Origin of the sequence: Clostridium sp. TW13 (assembly GCF_024345225.1) — a bacterium.
Classification (GTDB): domain Bacteria; phylum Bacillota; class Clostridia; order Clostridiales; family Clostridiaceae; genus Inconstantimicrobium; species Inconstantimicrobium mannanitabidum.
On sequence record NZ_BROD01000001.1, the window covers coordinates 1,305,321 to 1,323,733 of the forward strand.

Below are 18,413 nucleotides of genomic sequence, written 5' to 3' on the forward strand. Positions count from 1 at the left end.
GATTATATAAAATTTATTGAGAATCTAAGGAGTGATATAATGTCTGAGAATAAACCAACATTTATACAAAGTCCTTTTGGATGTATTTTTTCTGTTTTTAGTGAAGAAGAATTAAAAGAGCTTAAAGGGGAAAGGTCAATAGCTATATGTGGAAAGATTAATAATCCAGGAATATATGAATTAAAACAAGGGGGGACTCTTAAGGATCTTATTGAAGTTTCTGGTGGAATTATTGATGATTTTGATTTTAAAGCTGCTCAGATAGGAATTCCATTTGGTGGTTTTTTAACAAAAGAAAATTTAGAGGATGAATTAGATTTTGACACATTCAAAGATATTTCAAGTAAAACAATAATTATTTTATCTGAAGAAGATTGCATTGTTCAGTATGAAAAATTTTATTTAGAGTACTTATTAGGCAAAATAAAAGATGGAATTTATGGAGAGTATGATGCAGTAAAAGAAGAGTTCACAGAATTGCTTAAGGTCTGGGATAGGATAAGTAAGGGTGTAACTAATATGCGTGATATCTATCTTATGAGAAGAATTTCTCAAAATATCACAAATAAAATGAAGCAAGAGCATGACGTAGTAAAAGAAATTATAGAAAAATTTTATGAGGAAATAGAGGAGCATATTGAAGAAAAAAAATGCTATACCTCTCAATGCAACCATCTTGTTAAAATAACAATTACGCCAAGATGTATAGGATGTGGGAGCTGTGCAAGGGTTTGTCCTGTTAGCTGTATAGTGGGAGAAAAGAAACAGCTACATAAAATTGATTATGATAGATGTGTTCATTGTGGAGCTTGTATATCAGTTTGCCCTGTGGATGCCATTACTGCTGGTGATAATAGTCTTAAATTTTTAAGAGATTTAGCAACACCAAACAAGCTGGTAATCACTCAGATGGCTCCAGCTGTAAGGGTTACAATTGGAGAAGCTTTTGGATTTGAACCAGGAGAGAATGTTGAAAGAAAACTAGCAGCAGCTCTTAGAAAATTAGGAGTAGATTATGTATTTGATACCACTTGGGGAGCTGATTTAACAATAGCTGAGGAAGCCGCTGAATTTCAAGATAGGCTTGAAAGGTATTTGGCTGGAGAGAAAAATGTACGTCTTCCTATTTTAACTTCTTGTTGTCCTGCTTGGATTAAATTCATAGAACAAAATTATGGAGATATGCTTGATGTTCCTTCTACTGCAAAATCACCAATGCAGATGTTTGCAACTGTAGCAAAAGAGATATGGGCAAAAGAAAAAGGTTTTTCAAGAGAAGAAGTTACTTCAGTAGCAATTATGCCTTGTATAGCTAAAAAGTATGAGGCATCAAGGGCTGAATTCTCAATAAATTTAAATTATGATGTTGATTATGTAATTACTACTAGAGAGTTAATTAGGATATTAGAAACTTCAGGAATAGATTTGAAAAATATTGAGGAAGAAGATATAGATCCGGTTTTAGGAGAGTATACTGGAGCTGGAATAATCTTTGGAAGAACAGGAGGAGTAATTGAAGCTGCAGTTAGAACTGCTGTTGAAAAGATAACAGGAAAGAAGCTTGATAATATTGAATTTGAACAGTTAAGAGGTTGGGATGGTTTTAGAATAGCTGAAGTAGAGGCTGGAGATCTAAAACTTAGGATAGGTGTAACACATGGTCTTAGAGAAGCAGCCAAAATGTTGGATAAGATAAGATCAGGCGAAGAGTTTTTCCATGCTATAGAAATTATGGCATGCGAATGTGGATGTGTAGGTGGAGGCGGACAGCCTAAGATAAAGAGAAATAAAAAGGAAGTATTAATTAATAGAGCAGAGGGATTGAATAGTATAGATAGGTCTAAGGAAATTAGAAAATCTGATGAAAACCCATATATCCAAGCAATTTATGAAAAATATTTAGAGCATCCATTAAGTCACAAGGCGCATGAATTGCTACATACTTCATATTTTCCTAGGGTTAAAGTACGAAAGGATAAAAATAAATCTGATGTAGTAGAATACAAAGAATAATATATACATTAATTATATAAGCATAACAATTTAGAATAATAAAACAGGTTATAAAATACCGTTAAAAGTATTTTATAACCTGTTTTTAGTGTGCAAATTTATTTTTACATTTAACTTTACAGTTTTCGCAGTTACTTGCTTCTTCAGAAGCTTCCATGTGAATCATGATATCAGTGTGCTTTAAACTTTGTTCTATATCTTTCTCAATGGAATCACATATATCATGAGCCTGCTTAATTGTGGTTTCATCAGGAAAAACTAAATGAAGATCAATATATCTCATGTGTCCTGATTTTCTTGTTTTAAGATTATGATAGTTACAGTATACATCGGAATATTTTATGATTTTATCTTCTATTACTTTAATGTCTTCGTCAGACAACTTTACATCTAGAAGTGGTTCGAAGGCAGTCTTTAACAATTCATAAGCTTCTTTTAGAATAAAAATGGCCACGCCAATAGCAACTACAGGGTCTAAAAAGTTTAATTTAGTAACCCATATTAGCAATAATCCTGTGCCTACACCTAAAGAAGTGTAAACATCAGCTTTTAAGTGGAGAGCATCTGCTTCTAAGGCTATAGAATCTTCTTGTTTGGCTACTTTGTATAGCTTTCTTGATACAATATAGTTTATGGCTGATGAAATAAACATAACAATAAAGCCGAATCCGATTGAACCAATTTCAGATGGATTAAGTATTTTCTTAACAGATTCAACAATTATCCAAATAGAAGCTGCGAATATTAATAAGGATTCAATTACACCAGAAATATTTTCAATCTTTCCATGTCCATAAGGATGCATGCTATCTGCAGGTTTGTCAGAAATTTTTACTGAGAAAAAAGCAATGATGGCAGCCAATAAATCCATTGTCGAGTGAATAGCCTCTGAAATAATACTTACAGAACCTGTGAGTAAACCGACTATTAATTTCATTACAATTAATGTTGAATTTGAAAGTAAAGATAATCTAGCAACTTTAACTTTAGCATTCATAATATTGCCTCCAATTATATATTTTTTTATTTCAGTTGAGAATTTAAATTAAATATATAATACATCTATAATTATTGGAAAGTCAAGCATAAAACACAGTGGGATTCATTATCAATTGAAAATGAGTTTTATAATTATAATTGTATTTTATCCATTACAAAATATATAATTCGGGCAGAACGAATTCAATAATATGGAATATGAGTCAAATAAATGTTGTTTATATTAAGTTTAGGTTAAATTTTTTAAAAGTAGTTTAAAATTTGTTAAAAATCGAATATACTTTATAATGGATTGAATTAAAAAACATCAAATAATTATTTTTTTAGGGAGATGTGATAAGTATGTTTAACTTAAAGCCAAAAGAGGATAAATTTTTTATTATGTTCTTGGAAGCAGCAAAAAATGTTGATGAGGCTGCATTGACTTTAAGAAAAAGTCTGGATTCTTTATCAACTAAAGAAGCAGAGGTTAGTAAAATTGAAGAATTGGAGCATAAAGGAGATAAATTTGTAGGCAAAATAGTAAAAGAATTAAATGAAGCCTTTATAACACCAATTGACAGAGAAGATATTTATATGTTGATAAAAGAAATGGACGATATATTAGATTTGATAAATTCAACAGCACATAGATTTGTTATGTTTAACGTTAACGAAAGCACTGAAACTGCAAAACTTTTAGGTGATATGATTGTAGAATGCACAAGCAATATATTAGGCATAATGGAGGAACTTCCTTCACTTGGCAGCAAGTCAAATCATTTATCAGAAAGAATTATAAGTATAAATAGAATTGAAAATGAAGCTGATGCTTTATTTAGACAGACAGTAGGAGAGTTGTTTAGAAATGAGACAAACCCTATAGAAGTTATTAAGTGGAAAGAGATATATCAAATTTTGGAGAATACTATAGATAAATGTGAAAGAATTGCTAATATGGTAGAGGGAGTTGTTATTAAGAATGCATAACACTATGACTATAACTATTTTAATAGTAGCCTTTGTGTTGATATTTGATTTTATAAATGGATTTCATGATACAGCTACTGCGGTAGCAACATCTATTTCTACAAGGGCATTAAGTCCGAGAGCGGCAATTATAATTTGTTCAATTTTTAATTTTGTGGGAGCATTTACTGGTACAGCCGTTGCAAAAACTGTTGGTGCTAATATAGTAAAAAGTTCAGAGCTTCCTCAATGGGTTATTTTAGGCGTACTGTTATCGGCAATTATATGGAATTTAATTACTTGGTATTTTGGAATTCCAAGTAGTTCTTCCCATGCTTTAATAGGTGCATTAATTGGTGGAGCAATGGCTTATACTTGGAAAATTGGAGTGGTAAACTGGAATAATCTTTTTAAGGATGTAATAATGTGGATTTTCTTGGCTCCAGTTATAGGTTTTACTGCTGGATATATTATAATGTTCATATTAAATTGGATATTAAAACCATTTAATGTGCGTATAGTAAATAAAATATTTTTAAAATTGCAAGTAGTAGCAGGAGCTGCAATGGCTTTGAACCATGGAGGTAATGATGCTCAAAAATCAATGGGTCTAATTACAATGGCTTTATTAAGCGGTGGTTATATAAGTACATTTGAAGTGCCAAAATGGGTTGTAGTATGTTGTGCATTGGCAATGGCTATTGGAACTTCTGTTGGTGGAAAGAAAATCATTAAAACTATGGGTAGTGGTATGACAAAGTTGACACCAGTAAATGGTTTTGCAGCTCAATCAGGGGCAGCTGGAGTAATATTGCTTGCAAGTTCATTCCATGCTCCAGTTAGTACAACACACGTAATTTCAACTACTGTAATGGGAGTTGGTGCTTCTAAGAGATTAAAATCAGTAAAGTGGGGCGTAGCTAAGAACATAGTATGGGCTTGGATTTTAACTATTCCTATAACTGCTATAATTTCAGCATTAACTATATTCATAATTAAATTATTTGTATAATTCAGAGCTATAGTTCTATATACATATGAAGTTAGGAAAATTAGAAAATAGACTTGGGGATTTTAATAATATTAGAATTCACAGGTCTATTTTCTATTTAAATTGTATAAATTATTAAATAGAAATGTTAAAATTATATTTTATAGTGTTAAGTGTAAAGGGGTGCAATATTAAGATTAGGTTAAGTTTTTTAAAAAATAGTTTAAAAAATTTTCAAAATAGAATATACTTGTAATGGATTGCGATTTATTAATTTATATGTCGAGTATGCGTATTTTATAGGGAGATGTGATAATATGTTTAACTTAAAGCCAAAAGAAGATAAATTCTATACTATGTTCTTAGACGCAGCACAAAATGTAAATGAAGCAGCTGTAACACTTAGAAAAAGTTTAGATTCTTTATCTAACAAACAAGAAGATGTTGCTAAAATTGAAGAGTTAGAACATAAAGGAGACAGGTTAGTTAGTGTTGTTACTAAGGAACTAAATGAAGCATTTATAACACCAATAGACAGAGAAGATATATATGTATTAATTAAGCAAATGGATGACATATTAGATTTAATAAATTCCACAGCCCACAGATTTGTAATGTTTAATATTGATGAAAGTACAGAAGAAGCTAAACTTTTAGCAGATATGGTAGTAGAATGTGCAGTAAACATTCTAGAACTAATGAGTGAACTTCATCTATTGAGCAGTAAGTCAAATCACATAAAAGAAAGAATAATTAACATAAACAAAATAGAAAATGATGCAGATGCTCTATTTAGAAAAACCGTTGGAGAATTATTTAGAAATGAGACAAACCCATTAGAGGTTATTAAATGGAAAGAAATATATCAAATTTTAGAAAATACTATTGACAAATGTGAGAAGATTGCAAATCTTATAGAGGGAGTTGTCATAAAGAATGCATAGTGCTTTAGCTATAACTATTTTTATAGTAATTTTGGTATTGATATTTGACTTTATTAATGGATTTCACGATACAGCGACTGCTGTTGCAACGTCTATTACTACAAGAGCACTTTCACCAACAGCAGCTATTATAATATGCGCTATATTTAATTTTATTGGAGCATTTACAGGTACTGCTGTGGCCAAAACAGTAGGTGAGGATATTGTTAGTCATTCATCAATACCTCAATGGGTTATATTTGGAGTATTAATTTCAGCTATAATCTGGAACTTGATTACTTGGTATTTTGGAATTCCAAGTAGTTCTTCACATGCATTAATTGGATCTTTAGTTGGAGGAGCTATTGCTTACACTTGTACTTTAAAAGTGGTAAACTGGTACAACTTATTTCATAGTGTAGTACTTTGGCTATTCCTTTCGCCTTTAATAGGATTTACAGTAGGATATATTATAATGAAGATATTGAACTGGATATTAAAGCCTTTCAAAGTTAGAATTGTAAATAAGATATTCTTAAAACTTCAGGTAGTAGCAGGCGCTGCAATGGCTCTAAACCATGGTGGTAATGATGCACAGAAGTCTATGGGATTAATTACAATGGCATTAATGAGTGGTGGATTTATAAGTGCGGCTACCTTTAAAGTTCCTACATGGGTAATAATAGCTTGCGCAACCTCTATGGCACTTGGAACTTCTATAGGTGGAAAGAAAATAATTAAAACTATGGGAAGCGGAATGGCTAAGTTGACTCCAGTAAATGGTTTTGCAGCACAAACTGGTGCGTCAGTTGTTATTTTAATGGCAAGTGCATTCCATGCTCCAGTTAGTACAACTCATATAATTTCAACAACTGTAATGGGAGTTGGAGCTTCAAAAAGATTGAAGTCAGTAAAATGGGGAGTGGCTAAAAATATTGTCTGGGCGTGGGTATTGACTATTCCAATAACTGCAGGATTATCAGCTATTATAATCACTGTGGCCAAGCTATTTGTATAATATTTAGATAATTGAATAGATGTTAGAAAAGAAAATGTCATAGATTTGTTAAGGTTGCTATTAGAATTAGCAGTTTTACCAGTACTATGACATTTATTGTTTTCTATTATAATTTGGCATCCTCGGAAAATAAGTGGCTTTATATGTGAATCTATTTTGCCCTAGTACTTATTTCTAGAAGTTCTATAAGAGTTTGTAAAATTGCAAAAGAACATTTTCAGGTAACCTTTTTGCAGAGCAGAAAAATGTATACTCAGTCAGCCATTTATATTTTGAACTATAGACTTCAAATGTAGGAACAGTACGGAAATAGTATACATTTGGATCTATAAATTCACCATTTTTAACAGCATTAACATACTCAGGTGGAACAGTTCTTATTCCATTGTTTTCTATGTATATGGTTGCACCATCATCAAGTTTTATTGCATATCGAGCCGAAAGCTCACATTTCCCATCAGGTCGAATAATTTGGCTATCAATACCACCAGGTAGGACTTCACCATTAAATCCATTACCAGTTACTTTACCAGAACGTATAGGAATTAATTGACGTCTACCAACTATTTCGTCTTGACCAATCACTATAGGTGCATCTACATCAATTGTAATACTAAATACTTCTTCGAATTGTACATTGTCAAAGTTCATCATAATTTTTTTCACCTAGTTTCTATTTTTTGTTTACAGATAATTATTATCTGTTTCTCATCAATTATATATTAGTTTTATGAATTAGTATATAATTCAGTAGATATTAATAGATAGATAGCTCTATGATCATTAAATATGCACTATAAAATCAATCTAGAAATAGAATTTTTTCACCTGAAAACAATAAAAAGATAAGCCGTAACGAATGTTTGTTACGGCTATATTAGTTAATTATTATATTTTAAATTTATTAAGTTCTTCTTCAAGTTGTTCTGATAGAGTTTGAAGATTTTGAGCATAAGTAGTAAATTCGTCCATTGTTGCATTTATTTCTTCAGCAGATGCAGTTACTTCCTGAGAAGCAGAGGCTGTTTGCTCACAAACGGATGAGATATTTTCTATTTCAGTTTGAACATCTTCTTTTTTAGAATCTACATTTATTACAGAGCTACGCATGTCTCCAATTAGAGATGTTATTGAGGAGATTGCTTCTATTATTTTATTGAAAATTTCTTGTGTTTCTTTTACTGCAACTTCTTGCTCTATAACTATATTTCCAGCATCTTCTATAGCCATAACTGCTATTTCAGATCTAGATTTTATATTTTCAATAATAGATTTAATTTCTTCTGTAGAATCTTTAGATTGTTCAGCAAGTTTTCTTATTTCATCTGCAACTACAGCAAAGCCTTTGCCAGCTTCACCTGCGCGAGCAGCTTCTATGCTTGCATTTAAAGATAATAAGTTAGTTTGTTCTGTAATATCAGATATAGTTTCAGATATAGAATTAATTTTGGCTGTACTGCTGTCCATGTCTGATATAATCTTAGATACTTGATCAGTTGATGCTTTTGTTCTATCAGATTTTTCAATTAAATCCTTAACCTTAGCAAGACCTTCGCTACTTAAGCTTTCAGTTGATAATGAAAGTTTATTCATATCAGCATTATTCTTTGTAATAATATCTAGAGTAGAAGATAGTTCATGAATTTTTGCAACTCCTTCTTGAGCATTTTCAGCTTGGCTAACAGCACCCATAGATACTTCGTTAATTGCTCTTGTAACTTCTTCAACAGATGCTGTAGTTTCTTCTGACATACTTGCAAGGTTTGATGAAGTTTCAAGAACAGTTTCTGATGACTTCTTTATTTTTTTCATAAGACTGGATATATTACTTATCATTAAATTAAAATCATTTATTAAATCTTTGAATTCATCTTTAGCTTTGGTTTCAACGGAAACAGTAAAATCTCCTTTTGATACCTTTGCACAAACTTCTTTAAGTTTTTTTATGTTTTCGGCTATGCCTTTGCTTAATACCCAAGAAGCAGCTATTCCTATAATTAGCATTATACCTATCATAATTAGTGTAGTAGACATAATTGAATTAGTATCAGCTGTTAATTCACTATGAGCCATAACAGCAACAGTTTTCCAACCAGTAATTTTGTTGGTTTGATATACTAAAAATTGTTTTTGTCCTCCAACAGTAACAGGAAGGTATCCACTATCCTTTGATTTGATTTCATTCCAGTATGATTGTTTTCCAATTGCATTTGTTCCGATAAGTGCTTGATCTGGATGTGCAATAACATTTCCATCCATGTCAGCTGTAAATATGTATCCAGATGAACCAATCTTGCTAGTTGAGATATCTTTTATTAATGTATCCACAGAGATATCAATAGCTACAACCCCTAGAATTTTACCATTGTTTTGAATTGCTTTTGCGGTGGAGACAACTAATTTGCCACTTGAAGCATCCTTATAAGGTAAAGTAGTTACAACTTTATCAGGATTAGATTTTGCGTTAATATACCAAGGTCGTTGAGTTGGATTAAAGTCATCAGGCAGCTTTTGGCTAGGATTAATATAAAACTTGCCTTCTTCTGTGCCTACGTATGTATTAAGAATATCTGCATGACTTTCTTTAATTGATTTTAGTAATTCTTCTGCAGAGGATAAATTATTAGCTTCACTCATATGAAGGAATGAATAGTTATTAGACATTATACTTGTCATTGAGTTCATTCCAGAAAAATAATTATTTAAACTTGAATTAACTTGAGATAATGTCTGGGTACTAGTTAATTGAAGTTTTTTATCTAAAATTGATGTTGACTGAGCCAAGGAGATTGAGCCTAAGATTATAAGTGGAATTAGACAAACCGACAGAAAACTTATAATCAGCTTTGTACGAATTGAATTTAAAGTGAATTTTTTTTGTTTCATCATTTAGACCCCCAATCTTTATTTTGAAATAATATTTTTTAAATGATATTATTTATCGAACTTTGAATCAAATTCTACACAAGAAGTTAATTACTAGTATTTAAGTATATGGTTTTGGTGTATTAATGTGGATAATATTTTTTGAAAAATGCTAAAAAATCATTAAAATACATAGAAAATTCACATAAGGTTAATTAAAAGTTAACAAGTTTATACATAGAAAATGTAAAGTAATGTGCATGCAAGAACAATTATTAATAATTAATATAATTTAATTTATCAATAAGTTTCGTGAAAAAGAATGTAAGGTAAGTAGGTTAAAATAAGAGAACCGTATTGGTTCTCTTAAAATTAGGAAGTATTCTTATTTGGGTAATTTCTGATCAGCCATATAAGTTTCAAGTTGATTTAAATAGTGATTATTTTCCCTTAATACATGATCAGCTAAAAGTGGCAAGATTATTGATTTAATCTTACAGGCTAACAAACCACCTGTAGCTGCCTCCTTAAAGGCTTTTAATTTAAGAGTTTCTTCTATTGTTTTTCTAGTAAGATCCTCTAATTGTTTAGAAGTGGCACGTGCTTCTTCTGCTTGTTTTTTCAAGTCTTCAAAATCATGTCCAAAATCATCTGCTGTTTTAAATAATGCTTTTTCAGTAGGATCTAATAATCCTCTTATAGTGTAAGCATGTTCTGATAATTTATCATCCCAAAAGACTTCTTTATCAAGCATTTCTTTGTTTAAATCAAATTCAGTTCCATCTTGCAATTTAGTCAATAGTTTTACATAAAATTGAGCTTCACTAAGTATATGATTAATTACTGCTGGATATAGAGTAGTGAACAACTTACAAGATAATACTTCATTTTTAATTTTTGCTTTAAATTTAATAAGCATGTTTGCGGCATATATAGCACGGTGATTTAACATATAAATCTGTTCAGTTAACAGAGATATGTTTTGATCACTGCGGCCAGCTGATAAAGATTGCTCTGCTTTGGTTAAGTTAGTGTCGATTGGTATTCCAGTATAATTTTCAGTTACTTTTTCAGCATCCAAAGTATATTGTGTTACGAGTTCGTTTGATCTTGCTATTTTAGGGGGAAGTATTCCTTCTGATAAAGTTATAGCTTGACTAAGTAATTTATTGAATTCATTTTTGAATGAATCTGCTTGAGCAATTAAATCTTTGTTCTTAGGTGTAAAAGATGCCTCTAAGAATATGGAATGTTCTTTCATTATTCTTAGAAAAAATAGATTTAATTCTAAGGACTGAGTAATAAAATCTTGCTTTGTTATCATTTAATTCTCCAATAATAATATTTTTACTATAAATAATATATTCAAAAATCATGATTTTAGTGAGTGGCTTTTTATTAATAGTAAGTTAAATTTGTAACTATGTATAGATAGTAAAAAGGAAGTAATGTTTGACTAAAGAACGTATGTTTGATAAACTTTGTTTAGAAATATTTAGGAGGCCTTTTATGAGTAGTGAAATGAAGCACAAAAAAATAGTTGAGATAGTAGAAAAGGAGTTAACTTGTTCAGCGCATAATTTGGATCATGTCTATAGAGTTTATAATCTTTGCTTATTAATTGCTAAGAGTGAAGATAGTGTAAATCTTGATGTATTAATCCCAGCAGCTTTACTGCATGATATTGCTAGAGTAAAAGAAAGTAAGGATGAAACAGGAGAAATAGATCATGCTGTTTTAGGAAGTGAGATGGCAGGTGAAATACTGAGAGCATTAGAATATGAGGAAACAGAGATTTATAAAATAAAGCATTGTATCCTTGCACATAGGTTCAGAACAGGAAATGAACCTAGAACCATAGAAGCAAAGATACTTTTTGATGCAGATAAGTTAGATGTTATTGGAGCTACAGGCATTGCTCGTACGTTTATGCTTGCAGGTCAATTTGGACAAAGGTTGGAGATAGATGATTCACTTGATCAATATTTAAAAACAAACACTGTTGAAAATGGAAGAATAAAAGACGTTTCAAAACATTCACCATTTATTGAGTATGAAGTAAAGTTTAAAAAAGTTCCTGAAAAATTGTATACACAAAAAGCAAAAGAAATAGGGATAGAGAGACTGAAGTTCATGGAAGAATATTTTAATACGTTAAGGGCAGAGATGAGAGGTATTAAATAATGAGCATACGTTTAAGAAATTTGCAAAAAGAAGATAAAGAATATTTCTATTCATGGATAAGAGATAAAGAGGTAGTTAAATATTCGCTGTCTAAGTTTCAAAAAATGAATAGTGATAGTGAAATCTCAGAATGGTTTGATAAAGTCTTATTAGATAAGTCATCCTATAAAAAAGCCATAGTGGATAGTGCAAAAAACAATTTGATTGGATATGCTGGAATATCAGGAATCAGTCAGATTAATAAATCTGGAGAATATTTTATATTTATTGGTGACAAGTCCTATCATGGTAAAGGTGTAGGTACATTTGTGACAAAAGAGATAGTTAAAATGGGGTTTGAAGATTTAGGGCTTAATAGAATTATGTTAACTGTTTCAGATATTAATGTTGGGGCAGTGAGAGCGTATACTAAAGCGAATTTTAAAACAGAAGGAATTATGAGGCAAGCCTGCTTTAGAGACGGAAAATTCCATAATAAAATTGTTATGTCAATATTAAGAGAGGAATGGATTAGTTTAACAGGAAAATAAGTACTATAAAGATATGTGTGGTGAACTCGTTAAGAATGTGCAGCTTAAAGGCTACAAAATCCTTAATGAGTTAATTTTTTAATCCAAATTTAATATAAGCTTTAAAATTTCTTAATTTGGGAAACATAGAATATAGAAAATAGATCTAATTGATTATTACATTTAGAGTGTAGAGTGTGGCAAACAAGTGATGAAAATCAGCTTACACAAGAATCCATAGATATTAGATTTAGATAATAAGATTTATTTTATATAAAATCTATATTCTATTTATGAAATACTAAGAAATTCATAATATTTGAAAGCTACATTAAAGATGTTGACAAGAAAGTATTAAATTGGAGAGGATGAAGAGTATGAAAATTTTAATTACAACAGATGCTTTTACCCCAACAGTTAATGGTGTAGTAACATCTGTATTAAATTTACGCTCTCAACTTATAGAACGAGGCCATGATGTTAGAATTCTGACTTTATCAGAAGATAATTTCTCAAGGAAAGAAGATAATGTGTATTATGTAAAATCATTTGGAGTAAGGATATATCCTAATGCTAGAGCCACTATGAACTTTCATAACAAATATATAAAAGAAATTATAGATTGGGATCCAGACCTTATTCATTCCCAGTGTGAATTTACTTCTTTTATTTTTGCTAGAAAAATATCAAAGAAGTTGAATATACCAATAATTCACACTTACCATACTATGTATGAAGATTATACTCATTATTTTACACATAACAAAAATTTAGGCAGAAAAGTGGTGAGTATGCTTTCGAGAAAGCTCTTGAATAATGTTACAACAGTTATTGTACCAACAGATAAAGTACAAAAAGTACTAAAGGATTATGGAGTAAAAAATAATATTGTAACGGTTCCTACAGGAATTAAATTAGAGAACTTTGAAAAACAACCTATAGAAATTGATAAGTTAAAAGAGGAGCTTGGAATAGGCAAAGAAAATAAAGTATTAGTTACTATAGGAAGATTGGCAAAAGAAAAGAATATTGAAGAACTGCTAGACAATATGAAAGATTTATTAGTAATAGATGAAAAGTTAGTATTATTGATTGTTGGAGATGGACCTTTCAGAAGAGAGTTGGAAAAGAAAGCAAAAGAAATGAAAATAGATAAAAACGTAATTTTTACAGGAATGATAAATCCAAAAGAGATATATAAGTATTACAAACTAGGGGATATTTTTGTTAGTGCTTCAAAAAGTGAAACACAGGGGCTAACATATTTAGAGGCTTTAGCAAGTGGATTACCTGCAGTATGTAGAGAAGATTCATGTTTAGAAAATGTAATAATTAATGGATATGATGGATTTGCCTATGAGAGTATAACTGAATATTTAGAAAAAGTTGAGACTATTTTAAATGATGATAATTTATATAACTTTATGTCAAATAATGCACACAAAGTTGCTGAAAAATATTCGGAGAAAAATTTCGTTAGACAAGTTGAGAGTGTTTATTTTAATCAATTATTAGAAAGCCAAATGTACAATTTAGAAATTGAAAAACCATATTCAACATTTGGTAGTTAGAATAATATTTTTAATATAGTATATGGTATTAAAGTTTGATTCTAATACTTTTAAATTAGATTATTTAAGGAGATAAATATGACTATAATTAATATGCTTTCAAGAGCAGATATGGTAAAAGGTCAAGGTGTATTGTCTGCACATGATGAACAGGTGAATTTAGTAAAACAACAATTAACCAAGGATTTTCAAATTGTAGAAAATGAATTAAAGCTATGCGATATTATGCACTTTCATACAATAAATCCGGAATTCTTTTTCATGATTCCTTTTGCAAAGAGAAGAGGGAAAACAGTAGGATATGTGCATTTTCTTCCGGAAACCTTAGAAAATAGTATCAAGTTACCTAATATAATAAAGAAAATATTTTATAAGTATGTGATTACATTCTATAAAAGTATGGATTATTTAGTAACTGTAAATCCATACTTTATAGATGTTTTAAATAAATATGGAGTAGATAAAAATAAAGTAAGTTATATACCCAACTTTGTAGATTCAAAAAGCTTTTATAAGTTAAGCAAAGAAAATAAAGAGCAGTTGAGAATAAAATATAATTTAGACCAAGATAAATTTACAGTACTTTGTGCTGGGCAGCTTCAGAAGCGAAAAGGTATTTTTGATTTTATTGAGATAGCCAATAAAATGCCTGATGTTCAATTTATTTGGGCGGGGAATTTTGCATTTGGCAAGATATCTGATGGATATAAACAAATAAATGAAATGCTCGCTAATGTACCTAATAACATTCATTTTCTTGGCTTAATTGATAGAGAAAAAATGAATGAGGTATATAATTTATCTGATTTGATGTTTTTGCCTTCTTATGAGGAATTGTTTCCTATGACAGTATTAGAATCAATGAATTGTGAAGTACCTATATTGTTAAGAGATTTAGAGATTTATGAGAATATTCTTTTTGATTTCTATTTAAAAGCAAATAATAATGAAGATTTTATAAAGCTAATAAATAGATTAAGGAGAGATGAGGAATTTTATGGTTTGGCGTGTGAAATGTCAGGAAAAGGTCATGAATATTATTGTAAAGAGAATGTTTCAAGGATGTGGCAGGAGTTCTACTGTAAGGTAAAAGCTGATGAATAAATATACTAATACTGGATCGTATTATGGTTAGGAGAAAATATAAAATGAGCAGGTAGAAAAATAATAAGCAAAGCGTCTTTAACATGATGCTTTGCTTAAATTTTATTAATTAGATAACTGTAGTAGTTTATTTGGCTGTTTTACAGCGATTGTATAATTTGCAGAAGTATTAAAAATATAAGAACAAACTAAAGAACTTATTTTTATGGAGTTTAGAATATCCCAAAGGTAAGACTCCTCTCCATTAATATAGTCTGATAATATAGTATCTATATTATCTTTAAGTGAAGAAAAGTTACTTATTGGTAGAGAAGAATAGCTCGAGTCATTAATAACTTGATTTTTTATAAGGTCAAAATTGTTGAGTAGATATTTTTGTAAGTCATGTTCATATTTTATATGATATACCACGTTACCAGCAGCTCCTGATTTGTGAGGTTTGCAACAAAAATCACAAAGGTAGTGGACAATTATACCTAGTTGCATAGAATTATAGGTATTTAAATTTTGAGTTGAAAGTTTCTTGATTTTTTCATTTATATAACTTAGAGATTTTTGCATATAATGAGGATGAGTTTTTACATGCCAGCTTTGGTCAATCATTACAAGTCCAAAATTAAACATAAATCTAGAAAAACCTTTTGGAAGATCAATGTTACTTTTAAGTAGACATAATTCTCCTAATTTAACATGAGTTTTTACTTTCATAAAATATCTCCTTGTAATGTATATAACATTTCTATATATACAATTAAACTATATAGATGTTAAGCTAGAATTAAGCATTGTGGTAGTTATGTAAAATTAATATGAAATATACAAAATAAAATATAAATTTATGTATATGTAAATACTTATACTAAGTCATGTTTTTGGAGGGATTGTAGTTTGAAATATTTTAAAATTCTTTTAGTGGAAGATGAGAAGCAGATGTCTATGTTTATTGAAATGGAGCTTGCTCATGAAGGATATACAGTGGACTTAGCTTATGATGGTAGAGAAGCTTTAAATAAGGTGGAGAGTACAGAGTATGATTTGATTCTTCTTGATATTATGATACCAAATTTAAATGGAATGGAAGTTTGCAGGAGAATAAGGCAATTTTCTAATGTACCTATTATTATGCTAACGGCTAAAAGTGATATATCAGATAAAGTTCTAGGACTTGATGGTGGTGCTAATGATTATATAACTAAGCCTTTTGCTATAGAAGAACTATTAGCAAGAATAAGAGTACATACCAGAGAAAATTCAGTAAAAATTAAAGGTGATGAAATTAAAGTAAAAGATATTATAATGAATAATACAACTCATGAGGTTTGGAGAGATGGTAGACAAATAGAATTAACCAAAAAAGAATATGACCTTCTTGAAATTCTTCTGATAAACAAAAATATTGTACTTACAAGAGAAAGGTTAATTGAAGAGATATGGGGGTATGACTATATAGGAGATACAAATGTAGTGGATGTATTTATAAGATATTTAAGAAGTAAAATTGATGAAGGTTTTGATGATAAATTAATCACTACAGTTAGAGGTGTGGGATATGTCATTAAGGATAATTGATAAGGGGTTAAAGGTTATAAAAGCTGCAAAGATTTCTATAAAACTTACCGTTCTATATACATTTATGTTTTGTTTAGTATTACTTTTATCAAATGCTTCAATTTTATATGGTGTTAAGTTTTATATATATAATCAAGCTAATAAGCAGATTGAAGATACACAATTTTTAATACTTAATGAGTTTGAATTAAAGGGAGAATCGTTGGACATATTAGATAAAGATATTTTTTCAGAAGTTCCTGCAAATAAAAATATATACATACGAATAACTAACAAGACGGGTGAAGTAATAAACTCATCACAAAAATTTGCTTATGAAATTAAAATTCCTGATAAAGGTGTAGTAAAACAAGAAGAAAGTGAGCGTCATTTTGAAGATAAAGAAAGGCATTTTGTATATAAAAATGTTGAATTTAATAGTAAGAAATATGGTGATATATATATTCAAATTATAAAAGATATGTATAGTGAGTATAACTTTTTGAAAATATTGTTTGTGGTAATGGCTGTAGCAGATTTTATAGGAGTAATAGTTTCTATTGGATTTGGCTATTTGGCAAGTAAGAGAATGTTAAGGCCAATTGATCATATAACTAAAACTGCCGAAAATATAAGTATTAACAATTTGAAGGAGAGGATAGAGTTAAAAGGGGCAGATGATGAACTGGAAAGGCTTTCAAAAACATTTAATAAGATGATAGATAGACTTCAAAATTCTTTTGAAAGCCAAACACAGTTTGTATCAGATGCATCACATGAACTTAGAACCCCCATAGCTGTTATTCAAGGGTATGCAAATTTATTGGATAGATGGGGAAAGGATGATAAAAATGCCTTAGAGAAATCAATACATGCAATCAAATTAGAAACTGCAAATATGGCGGCTTTAGTTGAAAGGTTATTATTCTTGGCTAAAGGGGATAGCGGCACTCAAAAGATAAATAAGAAAGTGTTTAGGGTTAACGAATTAATTTCAGAAGTAGTAGATGAAAGTAGAATGATTGCACAAAATTGTTTTATAACAAATAGTAAAAATGATATTGTAGAGATATGCGCTGATTATGATATGTTAAAGCAAATGTTAAGAATTTTTATTGATAACAGTATAAAGTTTACTTCAGAACATGGAAATATAGATATAAAATCAGAAGTGCAGGATACAGCTTTAAAAATATCTGTTATTGATAACGGTATTGGAATACCACAGGATGAAATTGAAAATATATTTAATAGATTTTATATAGTAGATAAATCTAGATCAAAGGAAAAGGGTGGTACAGGACTTGGATTGTCTATTGCTAAATGGATTGTAGAAATGCATCAAGGGACTGTTGAGGTAGAAAGTAAAGAAAATGAAGGAACTAAAATAGTTGTTACATTTCAACTTGATACATAATTTTAACTTTCAATTTTTCAGATATTGAAGGAAACTACTTTGCGGTACAAGAAATAAGAAGAAGTTAGGAAGTTTGATTGAATATGGCACATAAAAGCCTAATGAATAAAATATAAAAAGCATGATGGGGTCATGCTTTCAGACCATTCACGAAATGGATATTTTCATAACTGAAAATATCCATTTCGTTGTTTTATCCGATAGCTAGCATCCGTAACACTCCAACTTCTTTAAGTTGGAGATAACGGCTGCACGCTCCTGGATAAGTTCAACTAAGATTCAGATGGGGATACACCCCACCTGAATCAAGTTTCACTTGATAT

The 18,413-nt window shown here is 30.0% G+C and carries 16 protein-coding genes; 11 read left to right on the forward strand and 5 right to left on the reverse strand.

Features of this window, described 5'->3' with window-relative positions; genetic code table 11:
- Positions 1-39: 39 nt before the first annotated feature.
- On the forward strand, positions 40-2,013 hold the full coding sequence (locus OCU47_RS06265; RefSeq protein WP_261827739.1) for a [FeFe] hydrogenase, group A: 1,974 nt from the start codon (positions 40-42) through the stop codon (positions 2,011-2,013).
- A gap of 85 nt (positions 2,014-2,098) precedes the next feature.
- On the opposite strand, the gene OCU47_RS06270 is transcribed toward OCU47_RS06265, so the two are convergent.
- On the reverse strand, positions 2,099-3,010 hold the full coding sequence (locus OCU47_RS06270) for a cation diffusion facilitator family transporter (RefSeq protein ID WP_261827740.1): 912 nt from the start codon (positions 3,008-3,010) through the stop codon (positions 2,099-2,101).
- 344 nt (positions 3,011-3,354) lie between these two features.
- On the opposite strand from OCU47_RS06270, the gene OCU47_RS06275 reads away from it, so the two are divergent.
- The 4 genes from OCU47_RS06275 to OCU47_RS06290 all read left to right on the forward strand — a co-directional run bounded on the left by OCU47_RS06275 (position 3,355) and on the right by OCU47_RS06290 (position 6,892).
- Positions 3,355-3,981, forward strand: coding sequence for a DUF47 domain-containing protein (locus tag OCU47_RS06275; protein WP_261827741.1), 627 nt, complete (start codon positions 3,355-3,357; stop codon positions 3,979-3,981).
- Positions 3,974-4,972 carry an inorganic phosphate transporter gene (locus tag OCU47_RS06280; protein ID WP_261827742.1) on the forward strand — a complete coding sequence of 333 codons (999 nt, stop codon included), beginning with the start codon at positions 3,974-3,976 and terminating at the stop codon, positions 4,970-4,972. Before OCU47_RS06275 ends, OCU47_RS06280 begins: the two co-directional genes overlap by 8 nt.
- Before the next feature lie 296 nt (positions 4,973-5,268).
- The gene (locus tag OCU47_RS06285; protein WP_261827743.1) at positions 5,269-5,895 is read left to right on the forward strand and encodes a DUF47 domain-containing protein; all 627 of its coding nucleotides are present in this window, start codon (positions 5,269-5,271) and stop codon (positions 5,893-5,895) included.
- Entirely contained in the window at positions 5,888-6,892 is a 1,005-nt protein-coding gene (locus OCU47_RS06290) for an inorganic phosphate transporter (RefSeq protein ID WP_261827744.1), read from the forward strand. The genes OCU47_RS06285 and OCU47_RS06290 overlap by 8 nt, the downstream gene beginning before the upstream one ends.
- Positions 6,893-7,075: 183 nt before the next feature.
- On the opposite strand, the gene OCU47_RS06295 is transcribed toward OCU47_RS06290, so the two are convergent.
- The 3 genes from OCU47_RS06295 to OCU47_RS06305 all read right to left on the reverse strand — a co-directional run bounded on the left by OCU47_RS06295 (position 7,076) and on the right by OCU47_RS06305 (position 11,081).
- Positions 7,076-7,546, reverse strand: coding sequence for a DUF3237 domain-containing protein (locus OCU47_RS06295; protein WP_376778028.1), 471 nt, complete (start codon positions 7,544-7,546; stop codon positions 7,076-7,078).
- Positions 7,547-7,780: 234 nt separating this feature from the next.
- Entirely contained in the window at positions 7,781-9,781 is a 2,001-nt protein-coding gene (locus OCU47_RS06300; RefSeq protein ID WP_309297442.1) for a methyl-accepting chemotaxis protein, read from the reverse strand.
- A gap of 361 nt (positions 9,782-10,142) precedes the next feature.
- On the reverse strand, positions 10,143-11,081 hold the full coding sequence (locus OCU47_RS06305) for a DUF2935 domain-containing protein (RefSeq protein ID WP_261827745.1): 939 nt from the start codon (positions 11,079-11,081) through the stop codon (positions 10,143-10,145).
- 185 nt (positions 11,082-11,266) lie between these two features.
- Here OCU47_RS06305 and OCU47_RS06310 point away from each other — a divergent pair, with 185 nt between their 5' ends.
- The 4 genes from OCU47_RS06310 (at position 11,267) to OCU47_RS06325 (ending at position 15,125) form a co-directional block, all read left to right on the forward strand.
- A complete protein-coding gene (locus OCU47_RS06310) occupies positions 11,267-11,941 on the forward strand; it encodes an HD domain-containing protein (protein WP_261827746.1) in 675 nt (224 codons plus the stop codon).
- The gene (locus OCU47_RS06315; RefSeq protein WP_261827747.1) at positions 11,941-12,471 is read left to right on the forward strand and encodes a GNAT family N-acetyltransferase; all 531 of its coding nucleotides are present in this window, start codon (positions 11,941-11,943) and stop codon (positions 12,469-12,471) included. The genes OCU47_RS06310 and OCU47_RS06315 overlap by 1 nt, the downstream gene beginning before the upstream one ends.
- Before the next feature lie 356 nt (positions 12,472-12,827).
- Positions 12,828-14,021 carry a glycosyltransferase family 4 protein gene (locus OCU47_RS06320; protein ID WP_261827748.1) on the forward strand — a complete coding sequence of 398 codons (1,194 nt, stop codon included), beginning with the start codon at positions 12,828-12,830 and terminating at the stop codon, positions 14,019-14,021.
- A gap of 78 nt (positions 14,022-14,099) precedes the next feature.
- Complete coding sequence (locus OCU47_RS06325; RefSeq protein WP_261827749.1) at positions 14,100-15,125, forward strand: glycosyltransferase family 4 protein; 1,026 nt, start codon at positions 14,100-14,102, stop codon at positions 15,123-15,125.
- A gap of 105 nt (positions 15,126-15,230) precedes the next feature.
- On the opposite strand, the gene OCU47_RS06330 is transcribed toward OCU47_RS06325, so the two are convergent.
- Positions 15,231-15,833, reverse strand: a complete 603-nt coding sequence (locus OCU47_RS06330) for a zinc dependent phospholipase C family protein (RefSeq protein WP_261827750.1) — start codon at positions 15,831-15,833, stop codon at positions 15,231-15,233.
- A gap of 180 nt (positions 15,834-16,013) precedes the next feature.
- Here OCU47_RS06330 and OCU47_RS06335 point away from each other — a divergent pair, with 180 nt between their 5' ends.
- Together OCU47_RS06335 and OCU47_RS06340 are read left to right on the forward strand one after the other, a co-directional pair.
- Entirely contained in the window at positions 16,014-16,694 is a 681-nt protein-coding gene (locus OCU47_RS06335; RefSeq protein ID WP_261827751.1) for a response regulator transcription factor, read from the forward strand.
- Entirely contained in the window at positions 16,675-18,090 is a 1,416-nt protein-coding gene (locus OCU47_RS06340) for a sensor histidine kinase (protein ID WP_261827752.1), read from the forward strand. Before OCU47_RS06335 ends, OCU47_RS06340 begins: the two co-directional genes overlap by 20 nt.
- Positions 18,091-18,413 lie beyond the last annotated feature (323 nt).